Raw genomic sequence first — 16,493 nt, 5'->3', positions numbered from 1 at the left:
CTCAGATAGACAGCTTTTTGACGCGCTTGCCGCCGTACAGCAGGTTCACGATGGCACGGGTGCCGACAATAGCGGTAAACATCGACGTTGCGACACCGATACCGGTAGTAATCGCAAAGCCTTTGATCGCGCCAGTACCCACTGCATACAGGATAAGAACCTTAATCAGTGTTGTTACGTTCGCATCGAAGATGGAGCTGAACGCCCCTTTGTAGCCTTCTTCAATCGCCTGCTGTACAGAACGACCGTTGCTCAGCTCTTCTTTGATACGTTCGTTTATCAGTACGTTGGCGTCGACCGCCACCGCAAGGGTTAGAACGATACCCGCGATACCTGGCATGGTTAGCGTCGCCCCCGGCAGCAGGGACATGATACCGATGATCAGCACCAGGTTGGCAATCAGCGCGGAGGTCGCAATCAGGCCGAACTTCTTATAGAAGAAGATCATGAAGATGATGGACACCGCCAGACCGGCCAGACACGCTTCCAGACCCTGTTTGATGTTCTGCATACCCAGGGTTGGACCGATGGTACGTTCTTCAACAATCTGAATTGGCGCAATCAGCGCACCGGCACGCAGCAGCAGAGAGAGCTGACGCGCTTCGTTCGGGTTGCTGATACCGGTAATACGGAAGCTGTTACCCAGACGAGACTGGATGTTGGCGATGTTAATCACCTCTTCCTCTTTCACCAGCACGGCACGGCCATTGGCGTCTTTCTTACCGCTGTCTTTGTACTCCACGAACAGGGTCGCCATCGGCTTGCCGATGTTGTCCTTGGTGAAGTTAGACATGATGTTGCCACCTGCGCTATCCAGCGAGATGTTAACCTGCGGCTGGTTGTACTCATCCTGGCTTGAAGTGGAGTCGGTGATATGGTCACCGGTCAGGATCACGCGTTTGTACAGCACAACCGGCTGGCCTTCGCGGGTCTGCTTCACTTCGGAATCGCCCGGCACACGGCCTGAAGCCGCAGCAGCCTGGTCAACGTTGGAGTTAACCAGACGGAACTCCAGGGTCGCCGTCGCGCCCAGAATCTCTTTCGCACGGGCGGTATCCTGGATACCCGGCAGTTCGACCACGATACGGTCAGCACCCTGACGCTGTACCAGTGGCTCAGCCACGCCCAGCTGGTTTACACGGTTACGCAGAATGTTAATGTTCTGCTGAACGGCGTATTCACGTGCTTCACTCAGACGCGCGTCGGTCATTACCGCACGCAGCTGATTGCTGCCCTGAGAGGTGATCACCAGATCGCGGTGACGCTGAGACAGATAGGTCACAGCCTGATCGCGTGCCGCGCTGTCGCGGAACGTGATGCTCATGCCGTAGTTATCTTCTTTACGTACGGTGGTGTACGGAATGCCCTTATCGCGCAGATCGCTGCGCAGGCTGTCGATGTTCTGTTCCTGTAGCTTGCCGAGCGCGGTATCCATATCCACTTCCATCAGGAAGTGAACGCCGCCACGCAGGTCAAGACCCAGTTTCATTGGCTCTGCGTTCAGCGCAGCCAGCCAGCGTGGGGTTGCAGGAGCAAGGTTAAGCGCCACGACATATTTATCACCCAGCACGCCCATCAGCGCTTCACGTGCGCGGAGCTGCGTGTCGGTGGTGTCGAAGCGAGCAAGAATTGCGCCCTCTTCCAGTGCCACAGACTTAGCGGTAATTTTTTCTTCTTGTAACGTTTTCTGGACCTGGATCAGCGTTTGCTCACTGGCGGCGACACCGCGCGCGCCAGTGATTTGAACGGCCGGATCCTCACCATACAGGTTGGGAAGCGCGTACAGCAGGCCGACGATAATCACGACGACCAGCATGATGTACTTCCACAAAGGATAACGGTTTAACACGGCAGTTCCCTTTGGGAAAAGTTGGGATTACAGCGCCTTCATGGTGCCTTTCGGCAGAACGGCAGCTACGAAGTCACGTTTGATAACCACTTCAGTGGTGTCGTTGAGGGCGATAGCAATGTAGCCGTTTTCCGCTACTTTGGTTACGCGACCCACCAGGCCACCATTGGTCAGGACTTCATCGCCCTTCGCGATGGAGTTCATCAGGTTTTTGTGCTCTTTAGTACGCTTCTGCTGTGGACGCAGGATCATGAAGTAGAAGATCAGACCGAACACAACCAGCATCAGAATCAGAGACATCGGGCTGCCCTGCGCTGGTGCACCCGTTGCTGCTACCGCATCAGAAATAAAAAAGCTCATTCAAATTCCCTCATTATTAAAATTAATCAACGTTCAACGGTGGAACATCCCGCCCCTGACGTTGGTAGAAATCGGTCACGAAGCTCTCTAATTTACCCTCTTCGATAGCCTTACGTAAACCAGCCATTAAGCGCTGATAATAACGAAGATTATGAATGGTATTGAGACGCGCCCCCAAAATCTCGTTGCAACGATCGAGATGATGCAGGTACGCGCGAGAATAATTGCGACAGGTATAGCAATCGCACTCGGAATCGAGCGGGCTGGTGTCACTCTTATGCTTCGCGTTTCGGATTTTCACCACGCCATCGGTAACGAACAGATGACCGTTACGCGCGTTTCGGGTTGGCATAACGCAGTCGAACATATCAATGCCGCGACGTACGCCTTCCACCAGATCTTCTGGTTTACCCACACCCATCAGGTATCGTGGTTTATCCGCCGGGATTTGCGGGCAGACATGCTCCAGAATGCGGTGCATATCTTCCTTCGGCTCACCCACAGCCAAACCGCCGACAGCGTAGCCATCAAAGCCTATCTCTACCAGACCTTTAACCGAGATATCGCGTAAATCTTCGTAAACGCTACCCTGGATAATGCCGAACAGCGCATTTTTGTTTTGCAGGGAGTCAAAACGGTCGCGGCTACGCTTCGCCCAACGCAGGGACATCTCCATAGAACGCTTGGCGTAGTCCCAGTCCGCCGGGTATGGCGTACATTCGTCGAAGATCATTACGATATCGGAGCCGAGATCGTACTGAATCTCCATGGATTTTTCTGGATCGAGGAAGATTGGATCGCCGTTGATCGGGTTACGGAAGTGTACGCCCTGCTCAGTGATCTTACGGATATCGCCCAGGCTGAAGACCTGGAAACCGCCGGAGTCGGTGAGGATGGGGCCTTTCCACTGCATGAAGTCGTGCAGATCGCCGTGGAGCTTCATGATCTCCTGGCCTGGACGCAGCCACAGGTGGAAGGTGTTGCCGAGGATAATCTGTGCGCCAGTGGCTTCAACTTCTTCCGGCGTCATTCCTTTTACGGTGCCGTACGTGCCCACAGGCATAAACGCGGGGGTTTCTACCACGCCGCGATCAAACACCAGACGACCGCGACGCGCGCGACCATCGGTGGTATCGAGTTCAAATTTCATTTTTTCTCCGACGTCAGAAAAACAGTCCAACGTTGTAACACAGTGCCGCGGACTTATTCCCCGACACGCTCATTCAAAGCCTGCGGATTGTACGTGATAAACATCGCGTCACCGTAGCTAAAAAAGCGATATTTTTGTTCTACCGCAGACTTGTAGGCGTTCATCGTATGCTGATACCCCGCAAACGCGGAAACCAGCATAATCAGCGTCGATTCAGGCAGATGGAAGTTGGTCACCAGCGCATCAATGACTTTGTACTGATAGCCCGGGTAGATAAAAATCTGCGTATCGCCAAAGAACGGTTCAATCAGCTCGCTTTTCGCGGCCTGCGCGGCGCTCTCAAGGGAACGTACCGACGTTGTACCGACGGCCACGACGCGGCTACCGCGCGCTTTCGCCGCCAGCACCGCATCCACAACCTCCTGCGGCACTTCGGCATACTCAGAGTGCATGATGTGATCTTCGATGCTGTCCACGCGCACCGGCTGGAAGGTCCCCGCGCCGACGTGCAGCGTCACGAAGGCCATCTCAACGCCTTTCGCGCGCAATTTTTCCAGCAGCGGTTCATCAAAGTGCAGGCCCGCGGTTGGCGCCGCAACCGCGCCAGGCTTCTGGCTGTAGACGGTCTGATACAGCTCGCGGTCGGCCTCTTCGTCCGGGCGCTCAATGTACGGCGGCAGCGGCATGTGGCCGATGGTGTTGAGGATATCAAGCACCGTGCGCTCGTCGTTGAACTCCACCTCGAACAGCGCATCGTGACGCGCGGTCATGGTCGCTTTGATGCTCTCGTCATCCCCCAGCAGCAGCTCAGCTCCCGGCTTCGGCGCTTTGGAGGCGCGAATATGTGCCAGAATACGTTTATCATCGAGCATACGTTCGACCAGCACCTCAATCTTACCGCCGCTGGCTTTACGGCCAAACAGACGCGCCGGGATCACGCGGGTATTGTTAAAGACCAGCAGATCGCCAGGGTTGAGCTTGTCGAGCAGATCGGTGAAAGTACCGTGCGTCAGCGCGCCCGTTGGCCCGTCCAGTGACAGCAAGCGACAGCTGCTACGCTCAGGCATGGGGTAGTGAGCAATCAGGGATTCAGGTAGTTCAAAGGAGAAATCGGCGACGCGCATGACGTATACTCGTGACTTAAAAACAGGCGGCATAGTCTAGTGCTCACACCCTTTTGCTGCAACAACTAGCCGCCACCGGACAACGAAAACGCATGAATTTTCTCGCTCACCTGCATCTCGCTCACCTCGCGGACAGCTCCCTCTCCGGCAATTTGCTGGCCGATTTTGTACGCGGCAACCCGGCGGAAGAGTATTCCCCTGAGGTTGTCGACGGGATTTTTATGCACCGCCGCATCGACGTGCTGACCGATAACCTGCCGGAAGTGACGGAAGCCAAAACCTGGTTCCGCCCCGAAACGCGACGGGTGGCGCCGATCACGCTCGACGTCATGTGGGATCATTTCCTGTCGCGCCACTGGCCGCAGCTGTCGCCTGATATGTCGCTGCCTGAGTTTGTGCGCTACGCCCACGCGCAGGTGTCGATCATTTTGCCGGACTCCCCGCCGCGCTTTGTGAATCTGAATAACTATCTCTGGTCTGAACGCTGGCTGGAGCGATACCGCGAGATGGATTTCATTCAGAACGTCCTGAACGGCATGGCGAGCCGTCGACCGCGTCTGGACGCGCTGCGCGACTCATGGCATGACCTGGATGAACATTACGATGCGCTGGAAACCCGCTTCTGGCAGTTCTACCCGCGTATGATGACGCAGGCGAAAAATAAAGAACTGTGATGCCGGTATGATTGATAGGTAAAAGCTGGTGGAACGATTGTTACCACCTCTTTGTCTTATTCCCGTACTGCCTCTATACTGGCCCGCGTTGCGTTCCAAATAACCTTAGTATCTACAGGAGAATCATATGGTTCTGGTAACTCGTCCGGCTCCGGATTTTACAGCTGCCGCCGTTCTGGGCAATGGTGAAATCGTTGAAAACTTCAACTTCAAACAGCATACCAACGGTAAAGCGACCGTTCTGTTCTTCTGGCCAATGGACTTCACTTTCGTTTGCCCGTCTGAGCTGATCGCGTTCGACAAACGTTACGAAGAATTCCAGAAGCGTGGCGTGGAAGTGGTTGGCGTCTCCTTCGACTCTGAATTTGTACACAACGCATGGCGTAACACCCCTGTCGAAAACGGCGGCATCGGTGCGGTGAAATACGCGATGGTTGCGGACATCAAACGCGAAATCCAGCAGGCTTACGGTATCGAACATCCGGACGCTGGCGTTGCACTGCGTGGTTCTTTCCTGATCGATGCAAACGGCATCGTTCGTCACCAGGTTGTGAACGATCTGCCGCTGGGTCGTAACATCGACGAAATGCTGCGCATGGTTGACGCGCTCCAGTTCCACGAAGAGCACGGTGAAGTGTGCCCGGCGCAGTGGGAAAAAGGTAAAGAAGGTATGGCGGCTTCCCCAGACGGCGTAGCTAAATACCTGTCTGAGAACGTATCCAGCCTGTAATCGACACGGTTTACGAAAAACCCGCGAATACGCGGGTTTTTTTATGGCTTATGCTGCGCCGTCTTTTTTTACCTCGCGCCAGATGCGCCATGCCATACCCGCAAGCACCATCACCCCCGCAATCAGTACGCCCCAGACCATCAGCGTTTTCATTCTGCTTTCCTGCTCAGCCGCAGACGTCGCGGTTAAACGCGCCTCGCCCCCCAGCGGGACAGGTTCCAGCGTATCCGCCATCGGCAAGGCTGCCAGATCGTAGGTTTTACGCAGTTCGGTCGGGATCAGCATATCCGTCTCCACGCTCGCCGGTTTCGCAGCCCCGTTCCCCCACGCGAGCAGGTACGGCCCCTTCCCCTGCGCGTTAAACACCAGATCGTAGCGCACGCGCTGCCCTATCACGCCCGGCAGGTTCTCGGGCAAACGCGCATTGAGGGTCTTGATTTTTACCGCCTCGACCAGCCCGCCCGGGAGCGGAACAGGTTCAGCCGTTTTGCCGCCGAGCTGGTAGATCACCTCTTTTTTCAGCGTATGCCATCGATCCTTGTCCGCCCCCCGCCAGGCTATTTCTGCCGGGAGAACGCCGTCGTCATTCAGCATGAAGGCGATCGCACTCAGAGGCTGCGGATGTTTCCAGCGCCACACGGCTTCACTTTCGGATAACCGCTCCCCCTCTCCCGCCAGGCTAATGTGCTCTGATTCCGGCTGCGCAGGCGCGTTAATCGCGTTGACGCCGGTTAACGTCAGGGCAGAACGTCCCGTGTTCAGCACCAGCAGCAGATAGCGATTCGCCTCAGGTGATAACACCAGATCGGTATCGATGCGGTCGAGCTTCAGGCGATCCTGTCCACTCATCACGTCCAGCAGGGGCATCTCTTCGCGCAAGGTATACCAGTTTTTCAGATCCTCGCTGTAATAGACCGATGCCGTTCCCTGCCACGAGCCCTGCGGCGTGTCCCAGAAAAGCTGGAGCTGAGAGAGCGGAACCTCCGTCGCGTTTTCCGGCAGGGTCAGCAGATAGTGCTGTCCGGCAGCCGCAGCGTGTTGCCCTTCCAGCACAATTTCCACACCGTTTCTGGCCCGTAGCATAATTTTATCGCCGCTGTCCTCTTCCCCGCCCGGCGAGGCGTTAAGCGCAAAAAGGCGCAGCGCCGTGGTGGTCGGTGCCGGCTGCGGACGCGTCGTAGTAACCAGGCTGAACGGTACAGGCTCGCCCGACTGATTAAACACGCGCACGTCGCGCAGATCGGGCGATGTGCTCTGCTGATAAATCGCCAGCGGCAGCATGACCCGATACCACGGCGAAGATGCAGAGGTATCAAGGGACAGGCCGTAGGCATAATCCCGCGGGGATTCCGCTGGCGCGCCCTCGCTGAATGCCGGACCGGCCATGGCCAGCAGTGCTGCACAAACAACCGCATTCATCCATTTCATTTTTCTTCTCCTGCTTTAGGCGGTAGCGGCGAGAAATAGCCCACAATCAGGACCAGGATCGCCACGCCAATAAACGCGACGGCGCGCGCCAGGCCGCCACCGCCCGCGCTGTCCACCAGCATCAGTTTGAGCATCACCACCCCCAGCAGCGCCGCACCGCCAAGCCACTGCTGACGGGAGGCCTGACGGGTGGCGCGGATCATCACCACCAGCGCGCAGAACATCCAGAACAGGGCAAAGGTGGTCTGAATAAGCCGCGAATGCCACAGCGATTCCATGTTCCAGGCCACCTCGCCGTACCACGCCAGCGCACGCAGCAACGCGCCGTTGAGCCACCAGAAGCCAAGCGCCATCAGCACAACGGCGGGCCAAGGTCGGGACTGCGCAAGCGATGCCGGATAGTAGCGATCCACTGCCCGATAAAATACTACCAGCCCCAGCAGCGCGAACGCCGCCCCTTCCTCAAGCGGGTTCACCAGCGGCAGCCAGGTCTGTCGATAGACCACACCGTCCTGGAAATTGGTCACGACCAGCAATACCACCAGCGCCACAACCACAGGGATCGCGGCAAGGCAGGCGTAGAGCGCAGGCCATACCCGGAAAGGCCATCCGCGACGCCGTACGGCCGCGGAGAGCGCCATAATCACCCCACCGCCGACAGCCATCGCAATGCCGCTTCCCCAGGCCGCCATGCCCCATGGCAGGGAGCGGGCAAACCAGTAAAGCTCGGCGGCAAGGGCGAGTAAAATCATCCACAACAGCGACAGATGCAGCCCCATTGAGATGCGCGGCAGAAGTTTATCTTCGTCGCGCCGCAGCAGCATCAGGGCGGCAGGCAGCGCGATAGCCCAGGCCAGATTTGCCCAGCCGGCCGCCAGAATCTGCTGGTGCGAGACCTGATACAGCACCATCAGCAGCATCACCGGCCACAGCAGCCATTTGCTGGCATCCAGCTCCCACCATGCCAGACGAGCGGCAGCCTGCCGCCATCCCCAAGCCGACGCCGCCGTCAGCGCCAGCACGCCTGCCAGAAGCGATAACTCCTGCTTCAGGAACAACTGCGACGCGCCCAGCAACGCCACTAACCAGAACAGCAACCCACCGGCCAGCAATGCCCAGCTGCCCGGCAGCGCGATTTTCTGCCACAGCCAGGCCGCAGCCAGCCAGCAAAGACTGAGCACTGCGAAAATAAGCAGGAGGCTCAGCGAAGTGACGCCGTCCATTTGCGCCCATATCGCGCTGCCGAGCGCCAGCACCAGCAACGCCGTCCCGCTATAGCTCATGCGCCGCTGCTGCTGTTGCACGCCCAACCAAAGAATACCCAGCCCTTCCAGCGCCCAGGCCATCGCCGTCCAGCGCGCTGAAAGCGCCAGCGGAATGGCAAGCGTGGCAAACCCGCCGCCGATCGCCAGCGCCGCCATAACCAGCGGTCGTCCGATGGAGGGGTAACGCCGCAGCGCGAGAAACGCCAGCGAGAGGTAAAACGCACCATAGCCCAGCGCGCTTAGCGCCGGGCCGTACGTCCAGTGAGACGTCATGCCATACTGCATCCCAAAACCAATCAGCGGCGGAGCAAACAGCAGTACGCCGTCAATAATCTGTTTGCCTTTTTCTTGCGCCCGCAGCGACAGCGCCACGCTAAACACGCCAAAAATAAGCGTATTGGCAATCAGGAACAGCTGACAAATAACATAGTCTTCCGGCTGGTAGTCGCTCAGTCCCCACACCCCGCCAACGCCAAACGTGAAGAGCAGCCCGAGCAGGTTGAGCTCGCGCCAGTGCTGCCAGATGCTGATGACGAGAATGCCGATGGACAGCAGGAGATAGAAGGAGAATAGCGCCACAAAGCTACCGCCCCCGGTAGACAGGAGCAGCGGCGCAAGATATCCGCCGAGGCTCGCCAGCATGGCAAGGCTCAGCGCCTTTTGCAACACGGCCAGCCCGACGCTCGCCGCGCAAATCACCACCAGCAGCGCAAACGCCAGCGTCATCGGCAGCATCTGCCACAGCCGGAATGCGCCAAAGACGGTCAGATAAAGCACGCCGGTCGCTCCGCCCTGGAGGATCAGCGCGTAGATCCGCTGCCTGTGCCGCAGCCGCCATCCAACGGCCAGCAGAACCATGGCAAACAGCGCCGTGGCGGCAAGACGCAGCTCAAGCGGAAACAGTGAATGTTCAACGGTATAGCGCAGCAGGAAAGAGAGGCCGAGGAAGAGCAGTACAATCCCCAGTTTTGCCAGCGGATTGCCCTGCATAAACCAGCGCGTCAGCGAGGACAGGATGCCGCCAAAGGCGGAAGGACGTTTTGCCGCCGGTACAGGCACAGGCTCTGCTTCAGTGACGGGCGGTTCGGGACGCCAGGGATCGACAGGTGCGTTAACGGCCTCTGACACCGGCGCTGGCGTCTTCACCGGCGCGGCGGTCTGCACCTGCTCCGGTGCTTTCTCAGCCACACTACGCTGCTCGAGCGCCTCAATGCGCTGGCGAAGCCGGGCGATCTCCTGCCGCGCCGCCGTGCTTCGGTTAAAGCCTATCACCGCGAGCACGGGTGCCACGACCAGCGCAAAAACCAGGAACAAACAGCCAAGGATGTAAAGCTCGTCCATGTTTCCACCTTCACCGTAAACGATCCGTTAAGATTGACACAAATCGTTGCATTTGCGCCATCTTAAAAGGTGAAAACCATTCTGCCTGCGCTTAGCTGCCGAACCAGACCGCAGCGGAGATCGCTGGCAGCGTGAGCACGCTCCCCTGGAACGTCGCTTTACCCTCTTTGCTCTTCCACATTTTACCAGCCAGCAGCGGTGAATCTTCCAGCACGACTTCACACGCCTCGCCCCGGTTGATCGCCACCAGCACGCGCTGCTGGTTATAGACGCGGACAAACACCACCACGTTATCGTGGGCGTACATCACCTGACAGCCCCCGTATCGCAGGGCCTGGCTCTGCTTGCGCAGCGTCGCCATGCGCTGGTAGAGGCTGAACAGATCCTGAGCCTGCTTTTCAGGCTCCCACGGGAAGGTTTTACGGCAGAACGGATCGTTGTTGCCGTCCAGCCCGACTTCATCGCCATAGTAGATGCAGGGTACGCCCGGCCAGGTAAAGAGCCAGGTCACCGCCAGCGGCAGACGCGCCACATCCTTACCCAGCAACGATTTAAAGCGTGCGGTATCGTGGCTGTCGAGCTGGTTAAACATCCGCAGCTGCTGCTGATGCGACAGGCCAGCGCGATAGTTTTCCATCCACGCCATGCAGGTTTCGGCGTCAATATGCTGCGGATCGTAAGAGATATCGGTGTTAGCGAGGAAACCCCACAGCGGGAAGGTGAAGCCGCGATAGTTCATCGCCGCGTCTTCTGCATCAGCCTGCAACCACTGACGCGCGTCGCCAAAGTGCTCCCCGAAGACGAATGCTTCCGACCGGGCCGCTTTTGCCGACCGGGTAATGGCGGCGACATGCTGAAGGTTATTCCGCGCCCCGCCTGCTTCACCCAGCATATGCACCACGTCCAGCCGCCAGCCGTCCATGTTCCACGGCGCTTTCAGCCAGTGGCGCACGATGCTGTCGTCGCCGCCGTAGATCTCATTCACCAGCGATGGCGACTGGAAATCAAGCTTCGGCAGGCTCGGGTAGCCCAGCCAGTCCAGGGCGCGGCCATTCTCGTCAAAACTGTACCAGTCACGCTGCGGTGAGTCCGGATTATGGCATGCGCCGCCCATCGACTGATTGTGACGGTCAAACCACGCATGAGAATCACCGCTGTGATTGAACACGCCATCAAGGATCAGGCGCATACCCTCTTTTTGCGTGTTGTGCCGCAGCCGCAGCAGCGCTTCGTCACCGCCAAACTGCTCGTCAACGTGGCGGTAGTCCTGCGTATCGTATTTGTGCACGCTTGGCGCTTTAAACACCGGGTTCAGGTACAGCGCCGTCACGCCGAGCTTTTTCAGGTACGGCAGTTTTTCGCTGATACCGTCGAGATCGCCGCCGTAAAAGGTCGATCCCCCCGCCTGGGTGGTCAGCGGCTCGTCCCATTTTTTCAGAATGATGTCGTGACCGACCGCATGATGGTAATAAACCTTGTCCTGATCGACGGTGCGCTTTTCACTGCGCGCAAAGCGGTCCGGGAAAATCTGGTAAAAGACCTGATCGTTAACCCACTGCGGGCCGTTATCCGGATGATCCACGGCAAACTGCTCCAGCCTGGCCGGAGGGAAACGGCTGAAACCCTGCGGGGTAAACCACAGCTGGCGGTTGTTCCACAGCAGCTTGAAGCCGTAGCGGCGACGCGGTTGCCCGCTGCGCAAATCGATATTTGCCCGCCACGCCGTGACGCCCGGCTGCGGCTGGCTGCGCACTTTGTGCATTTTCAGCGACGTTTCTTCGTTATCCACTTCGGCGCGCAGGGTCACACGTTCAGGCTGATTGTCCCCTGCCAGCCAGAGCGTAATCACAAGGTTGTCTTTGTTTTGCTTAACAAATGGGGCAACCGGAAGGTGCCAGGCGTTTAACATCACGAATCCCCTTTGATGAAATTGACGTCACCTTGCCACAGGGTGATTAAGGATAGCTCACCATGATGGGATTTATTGGGGGAGGAGGACGGGGGAGGAGGCATCAGTGCAGCCTGATGCCCTCACCCTAACCCTCTCCCACGGGGAGAGGGGAAAAGAATGTTACTGTGCTTCCGCCAGCTGACGATCGCGGCGACATTTAAACATCCAGCCCACCAGCAGCAGGACGATCCACGCGAAGCCCACGTACAGGGAAATACGGGTATCCGGGTGATAACCAATCAGGCCAATGATGAAGACCAGGAAGATCAGACCGACAATGGTCGTTGGCACGCCGCCCGGCACTTTAAACTTCAGCGCTTTGGCCTCTTCTGGCGACAGGCGGCGACGGAACGCAATCTGCGACAGCAGGATCATGATCCATACCCACACGGTGGCGAAGGTCGCCAGTGACGCAATCACCAGGAAGACGTTCTCCGGCATGATGTAGTTCAGGTAGACCGAGAACAGCAGCGCCACGGTCATGACCAGCACCGTTACCCACGGGGTGCCGCGACGCGACGTTTTGGCAAACACCTTCGGCGCACTGCCCTGCTCCGCCATGCCGTGCAGCATACGGCCCACGCCGAACACGTCACTGTTGATGGCCGACAGCGAGGCGGTCAGCACCACAAAGTTGAGAATGCTGGCGGCAAACGCAATGCCCATATGCTGGAAAGTCAGGACAAACGGGCTGCCGTTGGTGCCCACCTGGTTCCACGGGTAGATGGACATAATCACAAACAGCGTGCCCACGTAGAACACCAGGATACGCATCGGCACCGAGTTGATGGCGCGCGGAATAGACTTCTCCGGATCTTTCGCTTCCCCGGCGGTGATGCCGATAATCTCGATTCCGCCATAGGCGAACATGACCATCTGGAGCGACATGACCATCCCAAGCCAGCCGTTGCTAAAGAAGCCGCCGTTGCTCCACAGGTTATGGATGCCGGTTGGCTGCCCACCGTTGCCGATACCCCAGATGATGATGCCGAAACCGGCGAGGATCATGATGATAATGGTCGCGACCTTGAAGAAGGAGAACCAGAACTCCAGCTCGCCAAACACCTTCACGCTCATCAGGTTAACGGCGCAGATAATCAGCACCACGCTCAGCACCCAGATCCAGTGCGGCACGGCAGGGAACCAGACCCCCATATAGATGCCAAACGCCGTCACATCGGCAATGGCGACAATCAGGATTTCAAAGCAATAAGTCCAGCCGGTGATAAACCCGGCCAGCGGGCCTAAGTTCTCTTGTGCATAGCGTGAAAACGAGCTGGCAGACGGGTTGTGAACCGACATCTCCCCCAGCGCACGCATGATGATATAGGCCGCGGCACCGCCGATGATGTAGGCCAGCAGAACGCTTGGACCGGCCATTTTGATGGCATCTGCCGAGCCATAAAAAAGACCGGTGCCGATAGCCGAGCCCAGCGCCATAAAGCGGATGTGGCGGGTGCTCAATCCACGTTTAAGTTTGTTAGTGCTTTCCATTAAAATCTTGCCATTCAACACGAAAAAAACAAAAAACCACGGGGCCTTAAGCCCCGTGGTTAAACAATTTGTTGCCGTTGATTAATGGGCGTTGGATGTCACCTGACGCCCGGCCGCACGGTCCCAGATAATCGCAAGAACCAGCGCTACAACGGAAGGCATCAGCCAGGCCAGGCCCTGCTCGGACAGCGGCAGACGCTGTGTCCAGGCTGGCAGGATTTCTGCAAATGCTGATGCTTTGATCCCGTCAAGGATACCAAAAATCAGGCTGATAAACATGGCCGGCGCAATAATTCGCGTCGAGTTATGCCACCACGGGCGGGTGAAGCTCAGCACCACCAGCACGATACATGGCGGATAGATAGCCGTCAGCACCGGAATTGACACCTGGATCAGGTGGCTCAGACCGAGGTTTGAAACCGCCATGGAGAAGATGCCGAGGATAAACACCAGCGTGCGGTAAGAGAGCGGCAGATACTGAGCGAAGAACTCCGCGCAGGCGCAGGTCAGACCCACAGCCGTCACCAGACAGGCCAGGAAAATCAGCGCCGCCAGCAGCATGCTGCCTGCACCACCAAAGGTGTGCTGCACGTAAGCATGCAGGATCGCCGCGCCGTTTGCGCTCTGATCGACCAGCGTTGCGCTATCTGAACCCAGACGGAACAGCGCCAGATACAGCAGCGTCAGGCCGACACCGGCCATCAGGCCAGCCCAGATAGTGTAACGAGTCAGCAGGCGCGCTTCGGTCACCCCACAGGAACGCGCGGCGTTAACGATAACAATACCAAACACCATCGCGCCAAGCGTATCCATCGTCAGATAGCCGTTCACGAAACCGTTTGAGAACGCCGCGTTCTGGTAGGCGTCCATCGCGGAGCTGATGGGCCCCGCAGGCCAGACAATGGCCGCAACCGCCAGCACAATCAGCGCCACAATTTTCAGTGGTGCCAGGAAGTTACCTACGGTATCCAGCAGTTTGCCCGGATAGAGAGAAACCAGAATCACGATGGCGAAGTAAATGAGGCTGTAAATAAACAGTGGCATCGCGCCGTCACCGGTCAGCGGGGCGATACCCACTTCAAAGGAGACGGTCGCCGTGCGCGGGGTCGCGAACAGCGGGCCAACGGCCAGATAGCAGACGGTTGCCAGCAGAACGCCAGCCACTTTGCCAATCGGGGTGCTGAGGCTGTCCACACCGCCACCGACTTTCGCCAGCGCGATAACGGTCAGTACCGGCAGGCCCACGGCAGTAAGCAGGAAGCCAAACGCAGCCGTCCAGACGTGTTCACCCGCCTGTAAGCCAACCATTGGAGGAAAAATGATATTACCTGCGCCAACGAACAGCGCAAATGTCATAAAGCCCAGCGCGATAATGTCACGCGATTTCAAGTGATGGGTCATAAAACCTTACTGCCTGTGGATGTGGTGTTGAATACGTTGAGATTTTCGCCATCCCTGATGGGACGATACAGCGGAAAATTTGCTCAATTTCAGCGGGATATGCTCCCGTCCTGGCGTGGCGAAGAATAGTTTTTCGATTTACCACGCAAATACAGTCGGTCTGACAGTATATGGGGGGCAATTTAAACGCTTATAACGTTTAAAGGCAAGAAGGGATCGTAAAACCAGAACAATATGCCAGCATGAAAATCCAGACCAACATAATATGCCATGTATAAGAAAAACTCATGGCTAATCATGCGAACAAAAAAGCACCAGCCGTATAATATTCATCCGCGTTTCGCTTGACTGCAAAGCAAACGGGCCAGCAATCGCTGGCCCGTGGAAAGGTAGCCTGACACACACGCTGTCAGGCGCTTTTTTTGGCAATTAATCGTTCCGGAATCACGAAGCTAAAGCGCGTGCCCTTACCGAGGGTGCTTTCGATATTGAGCCGGCTTTCGTGGTGGCTGACGGCATGCTTCACAATTGCCAGCCCCAGTCCGCTTCCGCCGGTCTGCCGCGAGCGCGCCTTATCCACCCGGTAGAACCGTTCAGTGAGACGCGGGAGGTGTTCAGGCCCAATCCCCGGCCCGTTGTCCTCGACGCTAAACTCAGCGCCCGCCGGGGTATGCTGCCAGCGCACCGCGATATGCGTCCCTTTCGGGGTGTGATTCACGGCGTTATAGACCAGGTTTGAGATAGCGCTTCGCAGCTCATCTTCACTGCCGAGCACTTTCAGCGTGTTATCAACGTCAAAACTCAGGGTGTGCTGATTATGACTCAGCGTTTGGGCTTCGCGCTCCACCACCCGCAACATCATCGGCACATCAATGATGTCATTTAGCGCCAGCGACGGGGCAGCCTCAATTTTTGAAAGCGTCAGCAGCTGTTTGACCAGCCCTTCCATGCGGAACGTCTGCTCCCTCATGGTATGCAGCGCTTTCTCACGCGGCGCCCCCTCAAGCGTTTGCTCCTGCATCATCTCCAGGTAGCCCTGAAGCACCGTCAACGGCGTACGCAGCTCGTGGCTGACGTTGGCAAAGAAGTTACGTCTCGCGCCCTCAAGCTGGTGCATCTGGGTAACGTCCCTCGCCACCATCAGCCACTGCCGATCGCTGTAGGGCATCACGCGGATCTCCAGATGGCGACCGTTATTGAGCTTCAGATTGTGCGGGCGCGAAAAATCCCGCTTTTTCAGATACAGCGTGAACTCGGGATAGCGCAGAAGGTTGAGGATGTTCTGACCGTTATCATCCGGCCAGCGCAGGCCCAACAGCTGTTGCGCGAGGCCATTACACCAGAAGATGGTCCCTTCTTCCGTCGTCAGGATCACCGCGTCCGGCAGCGACTCCGCACCGCTACGAAAGCGTTTGATCAGGCTTCCCAGCTCACGACGGCGCTTTTTATTACGCATCTGCATCTGGTGCAGGCCGTAGAGAAGCGGTTCCCAGCTCCCGCTTCCCGGCGGAGGTGTCATACTTCTGTCGACCCACAGCCACCAGGAAAGACGCAGTAAATTCCAGAAATGCCAGACGAGCAATCCCGTCACGGCCACCAGTAAAAACCACGGCAGATAGCCAAAGATAGCCCCCAGAATGAGGGCCGGAATACAGCATAAGATCAGTTCAAAGACGAGCCTTTTCCATGACAGACGTTCCAGCACGCGTCACACTCCTGTCATTGT

The 16,493-nt window shown here is 57.4% G+C and carries 12 protein-coding genes; 2 read left to right on the top strand and 10 right to left on the bottom strand.

Going from position 1 to position 16,493, the window contains the following annotated elements; all coding sequences use genetic code 11:
* Position 1 precedes the first annotated feature (1 nt).
* The 4 genes from secD to queA are packed head-to-tail and all read right to left on the bottom strand — an operon-like array spanning position 2 to position 4,483.
* Positions 2 to 1,849, bottom strand: a complete 1,848-nt coding sequence (secD, locus tag O1724_RS05130) for a protein translocase subunit SecD (protein ID WP_003859106.1) — start codon at positions 1,847 to 1,849, stop codon at positions 2 to 4.
* A gap of 27 nt (positions 1,850 to 1,876) precedes the next feature.
* Complete coding sequence (gene yajC, locus O1724_RS05125; protein ID WP_003859109.1) at positions 1,877 to 2,209, bottom strand: preprotein translocase subunit YajC; 333 nt, start codon at positions 2,207 to 2,209, stop codon at positions 1,877 to 1,879.
* A gap of 22 nt (positions 2,210 to 2,231) precedes the next feature.
* Complete coding sequence (gene tgt, locus O1724_RS05120) at positions 2,232 to 3,359, bottom strand: tRNA guanosine(34) transglycosylase Tgt (RefSeq protein ID WP_003859110.1); 1,128 nt, start codon at positions 3,357 to 3,359, stop codon at positions 2,232 to 2,234.
* Between the two features lie 53 nt (positions 3,360 to 3,412).
* The gene (queA, locus tag O1724_RS05115) at positions 3,413 to 4,483 is read right to left on the bottom strand and encodes a tRNA preQ1(34) S-adenosylmethionine ribosyltransferase-isomerase QueA (RefSeq protein WP_109948420.1); all 1,071 of its coding nucleotides are present in this window, start codon (positions 4,481 to 4,483) and stop codon (positions 3,413 to 3,415) included.
* Between the two features lie 92 nt (positions 4,484 to 4,575).
* Here queA and acpH point away from each other — a divergent pair, with 92 nt between their 5' ends.
* Positions 4,576 to 5,157, top strand: a complete 582-nt coding sequence (gene acpH / locus O1724_RS05110; protein ID WP_023315511.1) for an ACP phosphodiesterase — start codon at positions 4,576 to 4,578, stop codon at positions 5,155 to 5,157.
* A gap of 127 nt (positions 5,158 to 5,284) precedes the next feature.
* On the top strand, positions 5,285 to 5,887 hold the full coding sequence (locus tag O1724_RS05105) for a peroxiredoxin C (protein ID WP_003859113.1): 603 nt from the start codon (positions 5,285 to 5,287) through the stop codon (positions 5,885 to 5,887).
* 48 nt (positions 5,888 to 5,935) lie between these two features.
* On the opposite strand, the gene O1724_RS05100 is transcribed toward O1724_RS05105, so the two are convergent.
* From O1724_RS05100 to phoR, 6 genes are all read right to left on the bottom strand, one after another.
* Positions 5,936 to 7,315 carry a DUF3999 domain-containing protein gene (locus O1724_RS05100; RefSeq protein WP_045896190.1) on the bottom strand — a complete coding sequence of 460 codons (1,380 nt, stop codon included), beginning with the start codon at positions 7,313 to 7,315 and terminating at the stop codon, positions 5,936 to 5,938.
* Complete coding sequence (locus tag O1724_RS05095) at positions 7,312 to 9,921, bottom strand: DUF2339 domain-containing protein (protein ID WP_003859115.1); 2,610 nt, start codon at positions 9,919 to 9,921, stop codon at positions 7,312 to 7,314. The genes O1724_RS05100 and O1724_RS05095 overlap by 4 nt, the downstream gene beginning before the upstream one ends.
* Positions 9,922 to 10,012: 91 nt before the next feature.
* Positions 10,013 to 11,830, bottom strand: coding sequence for a maltodextrin glucosidase (malZ, locus tag O1724_RS05090; protein WP_126297076.1), 1,818 nt, complete (start codon positions 11,828 to 11,830; stop codon positions 10,013 to 10,015).
* A 162-nt stretch (positions 11,831 to 11,992) separates the two neighbouring features.
* A complete protein-coding gene (gene proY / locus O1724_RS05085; RefSeq protein ID WP_003859117.1) occupies positions 11,993 to 13,366 on the bottom strand; it encodes a proline-specific permease ProY in 1,374 nt (457 codons plus the stop codon).
* Between the two features lie 81 nt (positions 13,367 to 13,447).
* Positions 13,448 to 14,767 carry a branched-chain amino acid transporter carrier protein BrnQ gene (gene brnQ, locus O1724_RS05080; protein ID WP_479983922.1) on the bottom strand — a complete coding sequence of 440 codons (1,320 nt, stop codon included), beginning with the start codon at positions 14,765 to 14,767 and terminating at the stop codon, positions 13,448 to 13,450.
* 409 nt (positions 14,768 to 15,176) lie between these two features.
* Positions 15,177 to 16,472, bottom strand: a complete 1,296-nt coding sequence (phoR, locus tag O1724_RS05075) for a phosphate regulon sensor histidine kinase PhoR (RefSeq protein ID WP_023315505.1) — start codon at positions 16,470 to 16,472, stop codon at positions 15,177 to 15,179.
* Positions 16,473 to 16,493 lie beyond the last annotated feature (21 nt).

It is taken from the genome of Enterobacter cloacae complex sp. HYC074_NIDB, from assembly GCF_056673345.1.
The sequence above is the reverse complement of the archived record's forward strand: the minus strand, read 5'-3'. Positions and strand labels throughout refer to the sequence as shown.

Coding starts and splice junctions, on each gene's coding strand:
- yajC (WP_003859109.1), bottom strand. CDS start 2,209: ATGAGCTTTTTTATTTCTGATGCGGTAGCAGCAACGGGTGCACCAGCG.
- tgt (WP_003859110.1), bottom strand. CDS start 3,359: ATGAAATTTGAACTCGATACCACCGATGGTCGCGCGCGTCGCGGTCGT.
- queA (WP_109948420.1), bottom strand. CDS start 4,483: ATGCGCGTCGCCGATTTCTCCTTTGAACTACCTGAATCCCTGATTGCT.
- acpH (WP_023315511.1), top strand. CDS start 4,576: ATGAATTTTCTCGCTCACCTGCATCTCGCTCACCTCGCGGACAGCTCC.
- O1724_RS05105 (WP_003859113.1), top strand. CDS start 5,285: ATGGTTCTGGTAACTCGTCCGGCTCCGGATTTTACAGCTGCCGCCGTT.
- O1724_RS05100 (WP_045896190.1), bottom strand. CDS start 7,315: ATGAAATGGATGAATGCGGTTGTTTGTGCAGCACTGCTGGCCATGGCC.
- O1724_RS05095 (WP_003859115.1), bottom strand. CDS start 9,921: ATGGACGAGCTTTACATCCTTGGCTGTTTGTTCCTGGTTTTTGCGCTG.
- malZ (WP_126297076.1), bottom strand. CDS start 11,830: ATGTTAAACGCCTGGCACCTTCCGGTTGCCCCATTTGTTAAGCAAAAC.
- proY (WP_003859117.1), bottom strand. CDS start 13,366: ATGGAAAGCACTAACAAACTTAAACGTGGATTGAGCACCCGCCACATC.
- brnQ (WP_479983922.1), bottom strand. CDS start 14,767: ATGACCCATCACTTGAAATCGCGTGACATTATCGCGCTGGGCTTTATG.